The sequence below is a fragment of the Halobacillus karajensis genome (assembly GCF_900108515.1).
In the GTDB taxonomy this organism is placed as follows: domain Bacteria; phylum Bacillota; class Bacilli; order Bacillales; family Halobacillaceae; genus Halobacillus; species Halobacillus karajensis.
In genome coordinates this window covers 946694-962991 of the sequence record NZ_FNWW01000001.1, presented here as the reverse complement: position 1 = coordinate 962991, position 16298 = coordinate 946694, and the positions used below count along the sequence as shown (strand labels likewise).

The following is a 16298-nucleotide window of genomic DNA, read 5'->3' as shown; positions in this document are numbered from 1 at the left end:
ATATGAAACCAGTTTATATTGTAGAAGGTGCTCGTACACCATTTGGTACGTTCGGCGGTGCACTGAAAGATGTTGATCCAACTGAGCTCGGAGTAACGGCAAGTAAAGAAGCCCTCCATCGAAGCGGGATTTCTGCAGGGCACATTGATTTGACCGTGATCGGAAATGTGATCCATTCTTCACAAAACGCCCCTTACTTAGCTCGCCACATTGCTTTGAAGTCAGGGGTGCCAGCAAATAGTCCTGCTCTTGCGGTCAATCGTCTGTGTGGATCCGGCCTGCAGTCGGTTGTCTCTGCTGCGCAGTCGATCCAGCTCGGTGAAGGAGAAACCGCACTTGCCGGAGGAGTGGACAGCATGAGTCTTGCCCCTTATGCGATGCGTGGCAGCCGTTTTGGAACTAAACTAGGCACACCGAAAATCGACGACATGCTATGGGCCGCTCTGACTGATGAGTATATCGGTGCCGGCATGGGCGTAACCGGTGAAAACCTCGCCGATAAATATGAAATTTCAAGAGAACAGCAGGATGAATACGCAACACGCAGCCATAAGCTCGCCGCAGAAGCACGTCAATCCGGAAAGTTCCAAGCTGAAATCGCTCCTGTCGAAATTAAGACAAGAAAAGGAACAAAAGTCATCGATCAGGATGAACATATTCGCGAAGACACAACCAAGGAAGCGCTCGCCAAACTGAATCCTGCCTTTAAAAAGAACGGCACCGTCACCGGCGGGAATGCGAGCGGGATCAATGATGGCGCAGGAGCCGTCGTTTTAGCAAGTGAAGATTTTATAAGTGATCACAATATTCAACCGCTGGCAAAAATCTTATCTTGGTCCGTTGCTGGTGTGGATCCTGAATATATGGGCATCGGACCGGCCCCAGCGATACGCCAGGCCTTGGAAAAAGCTGAACTCACGCTTGATGACATGGACCTCATCGAAGTGAACGAAGCATTTGCCTCTCAATATCTAGCGGTTGAAAAGGAACTTGGTCTCGATCGTGACCAAGTGAACGTCAATGGCGGTGCGATCGCCCTCGGCCACCGATTGGGGCAAGCGGAACCCGTGTGTTGTACACAATGGTCCAGGAGCTGAAGCGACGCGGTGGCCGTTATGGTGTCGCATCCTTGTGCATCGGTGGCGGTCAAGGGATCGCCATGGTCGTCGGGGCTCAATAAAAAATAAGGAGGAAAAACCATGCTCGGAATTTTTCTCGGACTTGCCGTATTGATGATCCTCGCCTACTTAGGCTGGTCGATCATCTGGGTGGCGCCCATCGCAGCTGGTGTCGTCGCCCTCACCGGTGGTCTTGATCTACTGGAAGCCTATAAAGATACATACATGGGCGGATTCGTCGCCTTTGCCAAAGATTGGTTTCCTGTCTTCATGCTTGGTGCCATCTTCGGAAAATTGATGGAAAACACAGGGATGGCGCGCTCCGTCGCTGTTGCCCTGACGAAATTAATCGGCACCCAGCGCGCGATTTTAGGGGTGCTAGTCTCTGCTGCAGTCCTGACGTACGGCGGAGTCAGCTTGTTTGTCGTCGTATTCGCTGTTTACCCATTGGCTTTATCTCTTTTCCGTGAAGCAAACATTAGTCGTAAACTAATCCCGGCAACTGTCGCCCTTGGAGCGTTCACCTTTACGATGACAGCTCTCCCAGGTTCGCCACAGATCCAGAACCTGATCCCGATGGAATACTTCCAAACGTCAGCGACTGCCGCTCCTGCGATGGGGATTATCGCCGCGATCATCATGGGTGGCGGGGGTTACTTTTACCTCAGGTGGCAGGAGAAGAAGCTCGTCGCACGAGGGGAAGTATTTACAGAACCGAAAGAGAAAAAAGAGATCGACCAACCAGAAGAAACGCCGAACTTCTTCCTATCGCTTTTGCCCTTACTAACCGTCCTGCTAACATTGAATTTATTAAACTGGGATATCGTCATTGCATTGATCTCAGGGATCGTCCTGATCATGCTGCTTAACGTGACGATGTTTAAGAAGTTCATTCCATCGATGAACAGCGGTGCCGGCGGATCCGTTATCGCTATAATTAACACGAGTGCTGCTGTCGGCTTCGGTACTGTCGTCCGCGAAGTCCCAGGCTTTGCAAATCTGACGCAGGTGTTGATGGGGATCAAAGGCAATCCGCTAATTTCAGAAGCGATCGCCGTCAACGTACTCGCGGGGGCCACCGGTTCTGCCTCTGGAGGGATGGGAATTGCCCTAGAAGCCCTCGGTTCTAAATACTATGAGATTGCAATGAACTCCGGCATCAGCCCGGAAGCGTTTCACAGGATCGCCTCCCTCTCCTCTGGAGGACTCGATGCATTGCCGCACAATGGAGCGGTGCTTACATTATTTGCGATCACCGGCATGACCCACAAAGACAGCTACAAAGACATTTTCGTCGTTGCCGTCCTGATCCCAGTCATCTCTGTCGCCTTTGTGATTCTACTAAATACTATTGGTATTTTATAAAAAGAGGCTATGCAGCTTTATTTACCACACCAGGTCATCCATATTTTTGGGTGACCTGGTGTGGTTTATTATGGAAATCAACTTCGTGGTACACTAGAGAGAAAATGAAAGGGAACGGAGGAATACAGCATGAAGATTACGATTGTCAGTGTTGGGAAGTTGAAAGAGAAATATTTGAAGCAGGGCATTGCCGAATATGTGAAGCGCCTCGGTCCCTACGCAAAAGTCGATATCATAGAAATTCCCGATGAAAAAGCACCGGAAAACTTGAGTGAAGCACAAATGGTTGAAGTAAAACAAAAGGAAGGCGAACGCATTCTTTCGAAAATCTCCCAGGATACTTATGTCATCACGCTAGAAATTAAAGGCAAACAGCTGACGTCTGAAAAACTCGCGAAGAAAATCGATGAGCTCGCGACATATGGAAAGAGTAAAGTTGCGTTTGTGATTGGAGGCTCACTCGGATTGAGTGATGAGGTGCTGAAACGGAGTGATCTCGGTTTGTCGTTTTCAAACATGACGTTTCCGCACCAGTTAATGAGGCTGATGCTGGTCGAACAAGTGTATCGCGCTTTTAAAATCATTAGGAATGAACCTTATCACAAGTGATTAAAAAGGCTGGCAGTTTCTAACCTAAACCTTTTCCATGATCGTCTCAGGCTGCCACAGTATCCGTAATCTTTTTTCTGACATGACCCATTTCGCCTTTACCTATTCTTCGTAATCCAAGTCCAGTTTTGATAAGAGAACACACCTTCTCCTTAAAATCCATCGTTTAACATAGTTAAATCATGGCAATAGATCAGTAAAATGTATAACGAAGGGTGTGACACTTATGAGAGCTGTAACTTATCAAGGGAAAGAAAAAATGGTTGTAAAAGATGTGCCTGCGCCCTCAGTGCAGTCAGAGGATGATATGATCGTCAGAATAACAGTAAGCGGGATTTGTGGTTCAGATCTTCACTTGTATAAAGGAGGAATAGAACCGCAGCAGGATTACATTGTTGGTCATGAACCCATGGGTATTGTTGAAGAGACGGGTAAAAACGTAAAAAGTTTAAAGAAGGGAGACCGTGTCGTCATACCTTTTAATATCGGCTGCGGGGAATGTTTTTTCTGTAAAAATCAAATGGAAAGTCAGTGTGATGAATCCAATCCTCACAGTGATGCCGGCGGTTTATTTGGTTTTACTGAACCTTTTGGTGGTTATCCCGGCGGACAAGCTGAATATTTAAGAGTCCCTTATGCTGACTTCACTTCTTTTAAAGTTCCTGACGAAAGTGAACTTAGTGATGAACAAGTGCTATTCCTTTCAGATGTGATTCCAACCGCCTATTGGAGTGTAGAGAACAGCGAAGTAAAGGAAGGAGATACAGTTATAGTCTTGGGGAGCGGTCCGATCGGTCTTATGGCTCAAAAATTCGCTTTATTAAAAGGGGCAGAACGAGTCATAGCTGTTGATCAAGTAGATCACCGGTTACAGCATGCCAATCGAACAAATAATGTAGAAACCTATAACTTCGCGAATCATGATGCGATTGGCTCTTTACTCTATGAGGACACAAAAGGAGGAGCTGATGTCATTATAGATTGTGTGGGTATGGATGGGACGGTCCCTCCGGGTGAGAAATTCGGGTCTGATCATGAGAATCAGTTCGGTACCATAAGTCCGATTGTTACGGCATCACAAGCCGTAAGAAAATTTGGAACTGTTCAGTTGACCGGCGTCTACGGTACAGAAGCAAACGGCTTCCCTCTTGGAGATTTCTTTAGTCGCAACATCTCCTTAAAAATGGGTCAGGCTCCAGTCATTCACTTAATGCCTAAGCTTTATGATATGGTGGAAAATAAAGAATTCGATCCCACAGATATAATTACCCACTCCTTGGATTTGGAGGAGGCAGCAAAGGGATATGACATTTTCGACAAAAAGGAAGACGAAAACATTAAAGTAATTTTGAAACCTTAATCGTTTCTATTAAGCGGCAGCTGAAGCTGCTGTTTTTTATTTGGGCGAAGCTATTATTGCTTCTTCGATTCAACTTAAAAAAGAGAGAAAAGCTCAAACGGCTTTCCTCTCCTGAAAGAATGGAAGAATGATTTGGTTAAACGAAGGGGCATTACTTAAGAAATAGAAAAACTTTCTTCTTCTTTCACTCCGTCTTTCTCTGTAAACTCATCAAGCAGTGCATGTACTTCATCGGTGGATTCTGTACTCATCAGCCGGTTTCTCAAGTCACTCGCTCCTCGGAACCCGCGGACGTAAATCTTAAAGAAGCGGCGTAATGGTTTAAAGAGGCGCGGCTCCAGTTCTTTGGAATATTTATCATGTAGATCAAGTTGCAGTCGCAGAAGATCAAGCAGCTCTTCACTGGTATGCTCTTTCTTCTCTGTTTCGAAAGCGAACGGGTTATGGAAGATCCCTCGTCCGATCATCACTCCGTCTACACCGTATTTTTCTACAAGTTCAAGTCCCTTCTGACGATCAGGGATATCCCCATTGATGGTCAGAAGTGTATCAGGGGCTACTTCGTCACGAAGCTTCTTGATTTCGGGGATAAGCTCCCAGTGGGCATCCACATTACTCATCTCTTTCTTCGTACGGAGATGGATGGAAAGATTGACAATGTCCTGTTCCAAGAGGTGTTTCAGCCAGTGACGCCATTCTTCTACTTTCGTATAACCAAGGCGGGTCTTCACACTGACAGGCAACCCCCCAGCCTTGGCTTCCTGGATGATTTCTGCTGCCACATCCGGGCGACGGATCAGTCCGCATCCTTTCCCTTTCGTTGCGACATTAGGCGCAGGACACCCCATATTGATATCCACCCCGCGATACCCCATTTTTGCCATACCGATACTCATTTCTCGGAAGTATTCGGGCTTATCTCCCCAAATATGAGCAACGATCGGCTGTTCATCTTCCGTGAACGTCAGCCGCCCCCGCACGCTGTCCTTTCCTTTCGGATGGCAGAAGCTTTCCGTATTCGTAAACTCTGTAAAAAACACGTCAGGTCTCGCCGCTTCACTTACGACATGACGGAAAACGACATCCGTCACAGCTTCCATCGGTGCCAGAACAAAAAACGGTCGCGGCAACTCATGCCAAAAATTATCTTTCATAGTATATCTGAACCCTTTCCTTAAGGGAAAACGTGTTCCCAAAATTAAAAAGTGAAAATGTGTCGGTTTTATATCCTTTCCCAGTTAGGCTGGATTTCAACCAGTATATACTTTAATGGTATCAATCGAAAAGTGCAAGGGGACGAGCTGTCTTGTTTTGACGAGACCCTTATTGAAATGAGCCCTTTATTTAAAAAATAATGTGAATCAGTCATCAAGGGGCTGTTTTGTCTTTGGGACAGGGATTAAGTTCTTGTGTTGGAATAAGAACAACAACTAACCATGGACTACCATCTATTTTCGGTTTGAATAAACAAAAAAGATGCCCTTGTAAGAGCATCTCTCAACCTTCCCAACCTTTAATCAACGTCTCTTTCACATTCATCAAATGGTTCAGCATCGCTTTTCTTGCTTTAGAAGGATTCCTATCCTGAATCGCTAAAAAGATATGTTCATGTTCTTTGTACAGACGTTCAAGCGTTTGTTTTTCAGAAAACAACCATACACGCCGGCTTTCGAACATGGTTTTTCGTAGTGTATCAGACAGTTGATTCATTATATCGACCATTAAGTTATTTTGTGAAGCTTCTGCGATGGCTAAGTGGAAAGCGACATCAGCCGCTTCTCCGACATTGTCTTCACCGGAGGCATCCTTCATTGAGGCGAGTGCGTCTTCCATCATTTTCAGATGATCCGGCGCCCGCTTCTCTGCGGCGAGCTCTGCCGCCCCCACTTCCATGATGTTTCGTATTTCAAATAGCTCGAGCATCTCTTTTTTAGATATGATTCTCTCTGGTTTCATTGGATCTAAGACATTCGAGAAATCATAGGTATTGACGAAAGTCCCTTCGCCTTGCTTTATAGTGATGATGCCGACGGCCCGAAGAGCACTTAAAGCTTCACGGACAGCCGACCGGCTCACCTTGAATTGATCAGCCAACTGTACGACAGAATCGAGTTTTTCACCGGGCTGAACATCGCCTCGTCGAATCATTTCTTCGATTTGCTGCTGAACAATTTCTGAGATTTTTTTGGATTCAATTTGTTTAAAACTCATGCCTTGTTCCCCTTCATTGCCGATTGCCTCCATTATATCATAGGAAGCGGTTTCTTTGGCTGATCAGCTGGTGTGCCTATAGATCATCAATTAAGATATAGCTGGCTTTTACAGGGCCGTGGACGCCGACGACAAGGTTCAGTTCAATGTCTGCACTATTACTCGGTCCTGAAATGAAATTGATGCAGGACGGGGTCCTTCGGCCGGCTTGGACTTCTTCGTGGATTTTCCTTGTAACCTGGCTCATCCTTGGTACGATGGTGCTCAGGGGTATCAAAGCGATATAATACGTAGGAAGAAGGCTGACCGACTGGCCTTTTCCTCCTCCATTCATCAATACAACTGTACCTGATTCCGCCAAGGTATAATCCGAAAACGTGATCCCGACATCGGCTTGTTCTGTGATCTTGATATCATCTTCATCGGGGGCTGATCCCCAAATGTTAATATCCGGCCGTTCCATAAAAGATGTCAGTCCAAATTCAGCAAAGCGAAGGTCGTCCCAAACGGCCGCTTTTTCTGCCCCGTATTCCTTCATCACATCATCGATCACAGCAGGGAGCTCGTCAATGGTTGCTTCTTTTACGTCTGTATGGATGGCTGTGCACTGTTCTTTTAACACATCGACAAGTTGTTCGGTCGTATAATCCACCATAATGTCCCACTGGGGCTGCTTCGTATAGGTGGGGGGTTCCACACTAGACCGGCGCCGTTCTCTTCCCAATTTTTCTGCAATGTTATTTAAAAAGGACTCGCGATTTTGTACTGTTCCTTGTGCCATTAGGAATCCTCCTTCTTTCTGCTTTTGAACCAGTCACGGAATCGTTCTTTTTCTGGGGCAGGGAAGCTTCGGACATCGGTCCATCCCTTAAGCGGCCCAGGCCCTTTGTCGATCGTCCCTTCCTTCGTGAACGGGGACGACATGATCGGTGCAGCTCTCGTTGCCATATCAAACAGCCTTGGTGAACTGGAAGTCACACTGAACCCTTTCATCGCATACGTTTCGCCACGTGTGGTTTTCTTTTCTTCTTCTGCAATGATCCGTCGGTGTTCAATCAGATGTTCGTGCAGCGGGATTTTTACAGGGCACGCATCTGTACAGGCAGCACACAGGCTTGAAGCATAAGGTAAGTCTTTGTGATCATCATACCCTTCAAGCAGGGGAGATAAGACCGCCCCGATTGGCCCGGGATAAATCGATCCATACGAATGTCCTCCTACATGACGGTAAACAGGACAGACATTAATACAAGCGGCACAGCGGATACAATGTAGTGCCGATTGGAAGGCGGTACCGAGAATGTTGGAACGGCCGTTATCCACGATGACGAGATGGAATTCTTCCGGACCGTCCAGATCGCCTTCTTCGCGCGGGCCGCTAAGACCAGTCACATAGCTCGTCAGCTTTTGCCCGACCGCACTTCTGCACAGCATGCTGACCATCACATCAAGCTCTTCCCATGTCGGGACGATTCGTTCCATTCCCATTACGGAAATCTGTGTTTTTGGAATCGTTGTCGCCAGGCGGGCGTTCCCTTCATTGGTCACAAGTGACACACTGCCGGATTCCGCGACAGCAAAGTTACAGCCCGTAATGCCAATATCCGCTTCCAAAAATTCCTGGCGCAGCTGTTCCCGGGCAAACTGGGTTAATTCCTCTGGTTTCGACGTTTTGTCATAGCCCTTCAACCGCTCAAACGTTTCGCGGATCTGCTCTTTGTTTTTATGAAGAGCGGGAGCGACGATGTGGGAAGGAGGGTCATGGTCATCGATTTGCAGGATATATTCCCCAAGGTCTGATTCAATGACTTCCGCACCTGCCCTTTCTAAGGCCTCATTCATACTGATCTCTTCGGTCACCATCGATTTCGATTTGATGATCTTCTTCGCTTCCTTTTTCACGGCGACTTCTTTGACATATTGATTGGCCTCTTCAGCTGTTTCTGCAAAAAATACATGTCCGCCATTCTTGATCACATTGTCACTGAGCTGCTCTAAATAATAATCAAGGTTTTCAAGGGTATGGGAGCGGATTTCCTCGGATAGGGTCCGCCAGTCTTCCCAGTTTCCGAGATCTTCTTCAGCTTTTGATTTATTGGTATGAAGCCGTCCCTGAGCAGAGCGGACGGTCTCTCTCATATGGGTTTCTCCCAATCCTTTGCTCACTCGTTGATCAAAAGAGTGATCGCCAATTTTCATAGGCATCGACCATTCCTCCTTTTAGGCTTCTCTACTGTTAAGCACCTGGGCGATATGCATTACTTTCACCGGTTTGTTTAACCGATCGATCCGGCCGCCGATGTTCATTAAACATCCGCTGTCGGAACCGATGAGGATTTCAGCCTCTGTCTCTTCAATATGTTCCACTTTCTCATCCACCATCTGTTCCGATATCGGTGTCATTTTCACCGCAAAAGTTCCACCGAATCCACAGCAATTCTGTTTGTTGGGGAGCTCCTTTAATTGAAGTCCTCGTACGTTGGAAAGCAATTCATAGGGTGCCTCCGTTTCCCCGAGCAGTCTCGTCATATGACAGGACGTATGGTATGTCGCACGGGCCTGTAACGAGGCCTCTGTGTCGTTTACCTTTAAGACTCGATAGAGAAACTGCGTCAATTCGTATGTTTTGGCAGATAGTTCTTCAGCCCGTTGTTTCCATCTCGGCTCATCCTTTAAAAGGGAAGGATACTCTTTAAACATCACGGCACAGGAGCCGGAGGGAGTCACCACATATTCGGCATGTTCAAACGTTTGGATCATATGTTTGGCTGTTTTTTTGGTATCTTTGTGGTAACCGCTGTTATAAGCTGGCTGCCCACAACACGTCTGCTCTCCAGGGAAATCAATCTCACAGCCATATCGTTCTAAAAGTTCCACGACATCTTTTCCCACTCCGGGATAAAAAACGTCGCCAAGACAGGTGATAAATAAGGAAACCTTCATATCTTTCTCCTCCCTAAATCTCGATGATTCCATTTGTTAAAAGACTGCTCTTCCTTGCTTTGGATTTGGCCCTTGTATATGGCATAAAGGAACAGTGCGATGATGAGGCCTGCCATGATCGTCCCGATATGGAATCCGAATCCGTGGACGAACATATAGCCGATTCCGCCGGCAAAGAAGACATAATAGATGGTCGGGATCAACGTTTTTCTAATTAATTCTCCTTCTTTTCCAATCAAACCAGCAGCCGCCGAAGCTGCTACCACATTGTGGACACAAATCATATTTCCGGCCGCACCACCGACGGCTTGAAGGGCAACGATGAGAGACGGGTTAATTCCGGCATTGGTGGCTGTACCGAATTGGAAAAGGGAAAACATCATGTTGCTGATCGTGTTACTTCCGGCAACGAAAGCGCCAAGTGCTCCGATCGCAGGAGCGACGGCCGGCCAATGACTTCCCACAAGTTCCGAGACGCTTGCGGCAAGGACCAGCGGCATGCTTTCATAGCCCGCGTTGTTCACATCCGAATTGATGAACACTTGTACCATAGGCACCGCGAACAGCAAAGCCGGAGATGCGGCAAGGATGGTTTTTCCCGAATCCTTCCATGCTTTTCCATATTCTGAACCGTTCATCTTGTATAAGAAGGCGGACATGATCGAAATCATTAATAGGATAAATCCAGGCAGAAACAAAGGATTGCTGGTGATCGTAATCGAGCTTCCGAACACATTTTCCATATGAATTACAAAGGCCTTCAGCCATGCCCCGAACGGAAGTGATTCTAGCCGAGTGAAGACAAGCAGGATACCTACGATAATGTAGGGCATCCACGCCTTTACTGGGGAGATGGGCTGTACTGTTTTGGTGGGTTCAATTGTGAGTTTCCCTGTCCATTCAGGGTCCCACTTGTCTGAAGAGGCAAAATCCCAGTTTTTCTTCGGCATAAACCATCCTCTTTTTGCCGCAGGGACGACAATCGCAAGCCCGATCAGTCCCCCGAACATAGCTGGGAATTCAGGTCCGAGCAGGTTGGCTACTAAGGCAAAAGGTACGGTAAAGGCTACCCCTGCAAATAAGGCAAATTTCCAAATCGCAAGCCCTTCTTTAATCGAACGGTTTTCTCCGAAGAAAAAGGTCAACATGGTAACCATAAACAGGGGGATCAATACTCCGACCATGCCATGAATAATCGCAACTTCCCCGCCAATCATCCGAACATATTGATCAATCGTCATGCCGATTGAGGAGGCTTCTTGTTCAACCGCTCCAGAACCGGTAAGTCCTGACTTTACCCCAATTAAGATCGGTGTTCCGACGGCTCCATAAGAAACGGGGGTTGATTGAATGGTCAGCGCCACCATGACGGCACCCATGGCGGGAAAACCGACGCCTACTAAGAGAGGGGCAATAATCGCGGCGGGCGTCCCCCAGCCAGAAGCTCCTTCAATAAACGAGCCGAATAACCAGCAAATAATAATTGCTTGAATTCTCCGGTCAGGGGAGATATCGGTAAACCCCTGGCGAATCGTTTGAATCGCACCGCCTTCTTTCAATGTGTTCAACATTAATATCGCTCCGAACACAATGAAGAGCACTTCTAATGCGGTGGTTACCCCTTGCATGCTGGCACCGGCGATTTGATTCACTGGCACTTGCCAAACAAAGAAGGCTACCAATACGGTTACGGCAAAAGCGATTGGCATCGCCTTTTTCGCGGGCCATCGAAGTAAAACAAGAAAAAATAGTACAGCTAGAATAGGGACAACTGCTAGTAACGACAATACTCCAACACTAATTTTTGTCACTTCCTTTAGTTTGTAATAGATCGTGTCATTAGGTCATCAGATGTCTTGTATGTAAGTGTTTTCATAGTATCAGTTATTGATAACGGTTTCAATGGTCTTTTTTATGGTGGGAGGTCCCTACTATAAGAGCTATTACAGGTGGGTAGAGAATTGAAGTTATATTAAATTAAATATATACAACAAAAAAACCATAATTGGTTCGATAGTTAATTTTGGTAGATGGGGGCCAATGATGGCCCTGTAGTTTTTGATATGATAAAAAGCCTTCCCATTAAAAAAGGAAGTCCATTAATTTATGTACATTTATTATTTTTTAATTTTGGATAACTCTAATAAATCCATCGATATTGCTATAATGAGACCTACTTTTGTTTGAATTCCCGCTGGTATATTTCTAAATTTGTTAAGGAAGCTCTAGAAGCAGCGGGTTTAATGTAATTTAATAGGTACATAAGGAGTACCTAATGCGCTATTGCGTTATCTATATTTGATTGAATCTACCTTAAGCCCCTCCCTTGGAGGGGCTTTTTCTTTATCACATATCTAAATAGCTATATCCCGCTCTAAAAACACTTCTTCCAATGTTGGCTCAATCAAATGTACACTATATATATCTATTTTTTTATTTATAAGCGTCCTTATAAGTATAGGGATATCTTCTTCTTCTCGTATATTTACAACTAATCGATTGTCTATCCAATCAAATTGTTGGAATTCATTACTGAGAAATCGCTTAATATCTTGTATGGCTGATGGATTAATATTTGAATTCACTTTGAGTTGCGCTGTTAATGACGATTGATACGTAGATTTTAATTCACGTAATGTACCTTCGGAATGAATTTGACCGTTTTTCATAATCCCAATCCTAGTACAGGTATCTTCTATCTCATTTAAATTATGAGATGTCATAAAAATCGTTTGCCCATCTTTGTGTAGTTTGGATATTAATTCTTTAATTTGAATGGCAGATTCCACATCAATACCTGAGGTTGGTTCATCTAGGAATAAGAGTTCTGGTTTATTAATAATGGCCTGGGCAATTCCCAATTTCTTTTTCATTCCAAATGAAAACTGACTTAGCTTTTTCTTTTTTGCATTTTCTAATCCTACGGTTTCTAATGTGTTCTCAATCACTTCTTTTGTTGGATTGAATCCCTGAATATGACTGAAAAATTTCAAATGATTGTAAGCAGACATTGAATCATAAAAAGAGGAGTAATCAGGTAACACACCTATCCTTTTCTTTACTCGGTCAATATTATCTTCTCCTAGTAAAGAGAAACTTCCAGATGAAGGAGTGATAATGCCCGTTAGCATATTTATGAAAGTACTTTTACCAGCGCCATTTCGACCTAAAAATCCGTAAATTTCTCCTTGGTTTACCTTCATTGTAATTCCGTTTACCACAGTATTATTACCGAATGTCTTCGAGAGATTATTAGCTTCAATAATGTTCATCACAAGTCCCTTCTTTCAAATATTTTTATGGAGACAGCTAAAATGATGATGGATAAAATACAAACAATAGGAAGGTACGCAATTGACAAGTCCATATAATAGTAGGGGGTCAAATACTTTACCCACTGGATGAAGACACTGTCAATAAATACTGTGGCAAAACTAATTGCCGGTAATAAAATGGAAACAATGATTCCAAAGAAAAGTGATTCCGGTCCTTTTTTACTCAAAGATGAAATTAATATAGCCGTACACGCTCCATAAAAAAGAAATACTGAACAATGTAAAAAAGTTTCGAAGAAAAAAGCTTTAGATACAAATGAAACGATGAGCAATGAGAGTAAAACCGTGGTAAGCCAAAAGATAGAGATCCCTAATGCTTTACCAATAATAATTGATTTTCGAGAGGTCTTACTTACTAAAAATCTCATTGTACGATTTTGTACTTCACTGCTAATAGTATCGTGAGACAAAATAAACACGAATAGCATTCCAAAAAAGATGATAGTTGCACTTAAACCAGCTGTGTACTGTCCTTCCGTGTTTATAGCACCAAAATTCTCCGCGAAATTCTCGGCTAATGAAGCTACAAGTAATGACATCCCGGTCAAGAAAAGAATGATTACAATAGCTCTGACACTTTTAAATAAATTTTTAAATTCATGAGTTGAAATCGCCCACATATCTATTCCCCCTTTATAAACCAAGGATAATAGGCAAGGATTTACATGAAGTGAAGCTTACATTAATGGATAGAATTTGAAGATAATTGAAAAGAGGGTGACCATGATGAGTTTCGAATATCCAAGCAAAATTCTAATTGTCGATGATGATCAGGACATTTTACAGATGCTGCGTTTAACCTTTTTAAAAGAAAACTTTCCAAATATAACTACTTGTAATAATGCTGAAGAAGTATTACAGCTTATACAAGATAAACGTTTTGACTTAATTCTCCTTGATGTCATGCTTCCAGGAAAGTCAGGGTTTGATGTGCTCTCATCCATTAGAAAGAAGACTGAATGCCCGGTTTTTTTCTTAACTGCAAAAGGATCAGACCTGGATAAGCTTACGGGTTTCGCTTATGGTGCAGATGACTATATTACCAAGCCATTCAATCCTTTGGAAGTTGTAGCAAGAGCAAAAGCAACACTTAAAAGAATTAACCAAAGTCAATCTGTACACACATCTAATGAAAAGGATATTTTTGACTTTGGTTATTTTCAAGTCAATAGTAAGGCAGCTGAATTAGTGGTAAATGGGAGCCCCATTGAGTGTTCTGCTTATTTATTTCGTTTGTTGATTTACTTTTGTGAAAATGAGGGACAGGTACTAAGTAAAGATCAAATTTACGAGCATGTATGGGGCAGACATGGAGATTTTGTGGAAAATAACACGATTATTGTCCATATTCGAAAGCTTAGGGAAAAGATTGAGCCCACTCCATCTAAGCCAAAGTTTATTAAGACAATTAGAGGCTTAGGTTATAAGCTAGTGAGAGATCGATAAGATGAAGAGAAAGTTAACGAATCAGTTCGTTTTTCAACATGTCACTTTCCTGATTGTTAGTTTACTTTTGATTATAGGTTTTTTTATTTATTTATATCATTCATTAACAAATTATGAGTATGACACAGATTTCACAAGGGCAACAGAGGATTACATAATAAGTAATTTAGACTTTCCTGAAAAAGCAGACGTAGAAATTAATGAGAAACTAGAAGAGAATGTGAGAAGAAATGATGGGTGGTTTCAAATTATAGATGCCAATAATGGGGAAGTGGTGGATTCAGTTAATACCCCAAAAAATGTTCCAAGCAACTATACTATAGCTGATCTCATTCATATTTCTAAAGGAGAGGTTAATTCAAATTACGAGTATGTTCATTGGAACCTGGAGAATAAGCACCTTGTTGCTCTTTATGGTCACCTTTCTATGAGCCATACATTAATCAACCAAATCAATAGCACTCAAAAATTAAGCTCGCAGTCAATAAAACAAAAACTTAAAGAGATAAATGGTTGGTTTGTCCTTTATAGTAATAGTGGTCAAGTTAAAACATCATTCAATTTAAATGATACTTATCAACCATTGGAAGTTTTAAATTCGAGTAAATCAGAGAAGAATTTTGACACTGCCACCAAAGCTATTGAAGGACAAACGTTAATTATTGGTGTTCCGATCGACCACTCTGATGGTAAATGGACGTTGGATGACCAGTTAGGTTTTTCGGTCATTATTAACTTAGGAATCTTTTTGTTATGTGTAATTATCTCTCTGTTTCTTTTATCATATTGGCATGCAAATAAATGGGGAAAGCCCATCATTCACATGATCGATTGGATCGAGAATTTATCTGAAGGTAAATTAATGCCCCCACCTAGCCATGGGGATGGGTATTCCAATAAAAGAAAACGAAAACCAGGTGTATTTAGGGATATTTTCGAATCGCTAAATTCTTTGACTAAAGAATTGGAAAAAAGTAAGAAGAGAGACCAAGAGTTAATTACTATGAGAGAAGAGTGGATTTCTGGTTTATCCCATGACCTGAAAACGCCTTTAAGCTCAATTATGGGGTATTCATTATTATTAGAGAACCCTTCTTATCACTGGTCATTGTCAGAGTTGAATGAAATTGGCTCAACTCTCAAACAAAAAAGTGAGTACATGAATGAGTTAATCGAAGATTTAAGCTTAACCTACAAGCTAAAATATAATGCTTTACCTTTATCAAAGGAAAAAATAGATATGGAATTATTTATCCAAAGATGTGTGGTAGCTTTTTTAAATAATCCGACTTATAACACCGCGCGCATCGAATTTCTTAATCAAACTAAGCACAAAATAAAAACCTTTATAGATACGAAATGGTTTAAGCGAATCATGGATAATTTATTAGCTAATGCTGTCAAATATAATGACCAAGATCCATATATTTCAGTGAAATTAGTTAATGATCTTCAATCCTTCTATATAATCATTCAAGATAATGGTGTCGGGATGGATCAAGAAACCATCGATCATCTTTTTGATCGATATTATAGAGGTACGGCATCTACAGAAAATCAAAAAGGTTCTGGGTTAGGGTTAGCTATTACCAAACAGTTAGTCGAAGCCCATCAAGGAACTATAAAGGTTGAAAGTAGGCAGAACAAGGGCACGCAGATAATTATGGAGTTTCCATTAAGTATGTAGGGACTCCGAAAAAAAGGGATATTCCCTCATTGTTTAGTAAGAAAAGTCTCCAATGTAATTATGATGTAGTCCACCGGAACGGCTATTAAAATAGCCTAAGTCCTGGAATGTTCATTGAAGTAAATATTTCGGATTGAAAAAAGAAATAAAACTGAAAACTTACTATTAATGATTAATCCATTTATTCCCTCCACTTCTTTAATGGTGTGTTTAATAACAAAGGG

Annotated in this window: 13 protein-coding genes and 1 pseudogene; 6 read left to right on the top strand and 8 right to left on the bottom strand. The window is 43.1% G+C overall.

Features of this window, described 5'->3' with window-relative positions; translation table 11 throughout:
• The first annotated feature begins 2 nt into the window (after positions 1-2).
• The 4 genes and pseudogenes from BLW54_RS04455 to BLW54_RS04440 all read left to right on the top strand — a co-directional run bounded on the left by BLW54_RS04455 (position 3) and on the right by BLW54_RS04440 (position 4452).
• Positions 3-1180, top strand: a pseudogene (locus tag BLW54_RS04455) (thiolase family protein).
• A gap of 19 nt (positions 1181-1199) precedes the next feature.
• The gene (locus BLW54_RS04450; protein WP_035507255.1) at positions 1200-2483 is read left to right on the top strand and encodes a GntP family permease; all 1284 of its coding nucleotides are present in this window, start codon (positions 1200-1202) and stop codon (positions 2481-2483) included.
• A gap of 129 nt (positions 2484-2612) precedes the next feature.
• On the top strand, positions 2613-3092 hold the full coding sequence (rlmH, locus tag BLW54_RS04445; protein ID WP_074733329.1) for a 23S rRNA (pseudouridine(1915)-N(3))-methyltransferase RlmH: 480 nt from the start codon (positions 2613-2615) through the stop codon (positions 3090-3092).
• Positions 3093-3318: 226 nt separating this feature from the next.
• A complete protein-coding gene (locus BLW54_RS04440; protein ID WP_074733328.1) occupies positions 3319-4452 on the top strand; it encodes an alcohol dehydrogenase catalytic domain-containing protein in 1134 nt (377 codons plus the stop codon).
• A 155-nt stretch (positions 4453-4607) separates the two neighbouring features.
• Here the strand turns inward: BLW54_RS04440 and BLW54_RS04435 are convergent, their stop codons facing one another.
• From BLW54_RS04435 to BLW54_RS04400, 8 genes are all read right to left on the bottom strand, one after another.
• Positions 4608-5606: a tRNA dihydrouridine synthase gene (locus BLW54_RS04435; protein ID WP_074733327.1), complete on the bottom strand. Its 999-nt coding sequence runs from the start codon at positions 5604-5606 to the stop codon at positions 4608-4610.
• Positions 5607-5949: 343 nt separating this feature from the next.
• Positions 5950-6663, bottom strand: a complete 714-nt coding sequence (locus BLW54_RS04430) for a FadR/GntR family transcriptional regulator (RefSeq protein WP_035507246.1) — start codon at positions 6661-6663, stop codon at positions 5950-5952.
• Positions 6664-6739: 76 nt separating this feature from the next.
• Positions 6740-7444, bottom strand: a complete 705-nt coding sequence (locus BLW54_RS04425) for a LutC/YkgG family protein (protein ID WP_074733326.1) — start codon at positions 7442-7444, stop codon at positions 6740-6742.
• Positions 7444-8868 (bottom strand): LutB/LldF family L-lactate oxidation iron-sulfur protein, encoded by a 1425-nt coding sequence (locus BLW54_RS04420; RefSeq protein ID WP_074733325.1) that lies wholly within the window; start codon positions 8866-8868, stop codon positions 7444-7446. Before BLW54_RS04420 ends, BLW54_RS04425 begins: the two co-directional genes overlap by 1 nt.
• Positions 8869-8883: 15 nt before the next feature.
• Positions 8884-9606 carry a (Fe-S)-binding protein gene (locus BLW54_RS04415; protein ID WP_074733324.1) on the bottom strand — a complete coding sequence of 241 codons (723 nt, stop codon included), beginning with the start codon at positions 9604-9606 and terminating at the stop codon, positions 8884-8886.
• The gene (locus BLW54_RS04410; RefSeq protein ID WP_074733397.1) at positions 9603-11408 is read right to left on the bottom strand and encodes an L-lactate permease; all 1806 of its coding nucleotides are present in this window, start codon (positions 11406-11408) and stop codon (positions 9603-9605) included. Before BLW54_RS04410 ends, BLW54_RS04415 begins: the two co-directional genes overlap by 4 nt.
• Before the next feature lie 552 nt (positions 11409-11960).
• Positions 11961-12878: an ABC transporter ATP-binding protein gene (locus BLW54_RS04405; RefSeq protein ID WP_074733323.1), complete on the bottom strand. Its 918-nt coding sequence runs from the start codon at positions 12876-12878 to the stop codon at positions 11961-11963.
• Positions 12878-13561 (bottom strand): ABC transporter permease, encoded by a 684-nt coding sequence (locus BLW54_RS04400; RefSeq protein ID WP_074733322.1) that lies wholly within the window; start codon positions 13559-13561, stop codon positions 12878-12880. The genes BLW54_RS04405 and BLW54_RS04400 overlap by 1 nt, the downstream gene beginning before the upstream one ends.
• Before the next feature lie 106 nt (positions 13562-13667).
• Between BLW54_RS04400 and BLW54_RS04395 the strand changes: the two genes are divergently transcribed.
• On the top strand, positions 13668-14387 hold the full coding sequence (locus tag BLW54_RS04395) for a response regulator transcription factor (protein ID WP_074733396.1): 720 nt from the start codon (positions 13668-13670) through the stop codon (positions 14385-14387).
• A 1-nt stretch (position 14388) separates the two neighbouring features.
• A complete protein-coding gene (locus BLW54_RS04390) occupies positions 14389-16074 on the top strand; it encodes a sensor histidine kinase (RefSeq protein WP_074733321.1) in 1686 nt (561 codons plus the stop codon).
• The last annotated feature ends 224 nt before the right edge of the window (positions 16075-16298 follow it).

Bases quoted from the DNA above. Each gene is read 5' to 3' on its own strand.
- BLW54_RS04450 (WP_035507255.1), top strand. From the start codon at position 1,200: ATGCTCGGAATTTTTCTCGGACTTGCCGTATTGATGATCCTCGCCTAC.
- rlmH (WP_074733329.1), top strand. From the start codon at position 2,613: ATGAAGATTACGATTGTCAGTGTTGGGAAGTTGAAAGAGAAATATTTG.
- BLW54_RS04440 (WP_074733328.1), top strand. From the start codon at position 3,319: ATGAGAGCTGTAACTTATCAAGGGAAAGAAAAAATGGTTGTAAAAGAT.
- BLW54_RS04435 (WP_074733327.1), bottom strand. From the start codon at position 5,606: ATGAAAGATAATTTTTGGCATGAGTTGCCGCGACCGTTTTTTGTTCTG.
- BLW54_RS04430 (WP_035507246.1), bottom strand. From the start codon at position 6,663: ATGAGTTTTAAACAAATTGAATCCAAAAAAATCTCAGAAATTGTTCAG.
- BLW54_RS04425 (WP_074733326.1), bottom strand. From the start codon at position 7,444: ATGGCACAAGGAACAGTACAAAATCGCGAGTCCTTTTTAAATAACATT.
- BLW54_RS04420 (WP_074733325.1), bottom strand. From the start codon at position 8,868: ATGCCTATGAAAATTGGCGATCACTCTTTTGATCAACGAGTGAGCAAA.
- BLW54_RS04415 (WP_074733324.1), bottom strand. From the start codon at position 9,606: ATGAAGGTTTCCTTATTTATCACCTGTCTTGGCGACGTTTTTTATCCC.
- BLW54_RS04405 (WP_074733323.1), bottom strand. From the start codon at position 12,878: ATGAACATTATTGAAGCTAATAATCTCTCGAAGACATTCGGTAATAAT.
- BLW54_RS04400 (WP_074733322.1), bottom strand. From the start codon at position 13,561: ATGTGGGCGATTTCAACTCATGAATTTAAAAATTTATTTAAAAGTGTC.
- BLW54_RS04395 (WP_074733396.1), top strand. From the start codon at position 13,668: ATGAGTTTCGAATATCCAAGCAAAATTCTAATTGTCGATGATGATCAG.
- BLW54_RS04390 (WP_074733321.1), top strand. From the start codon at position 14,389: ATGAAGAGAAAGTTAACGAATCAGTTCGTTTTTCAACATGTCACTTTC.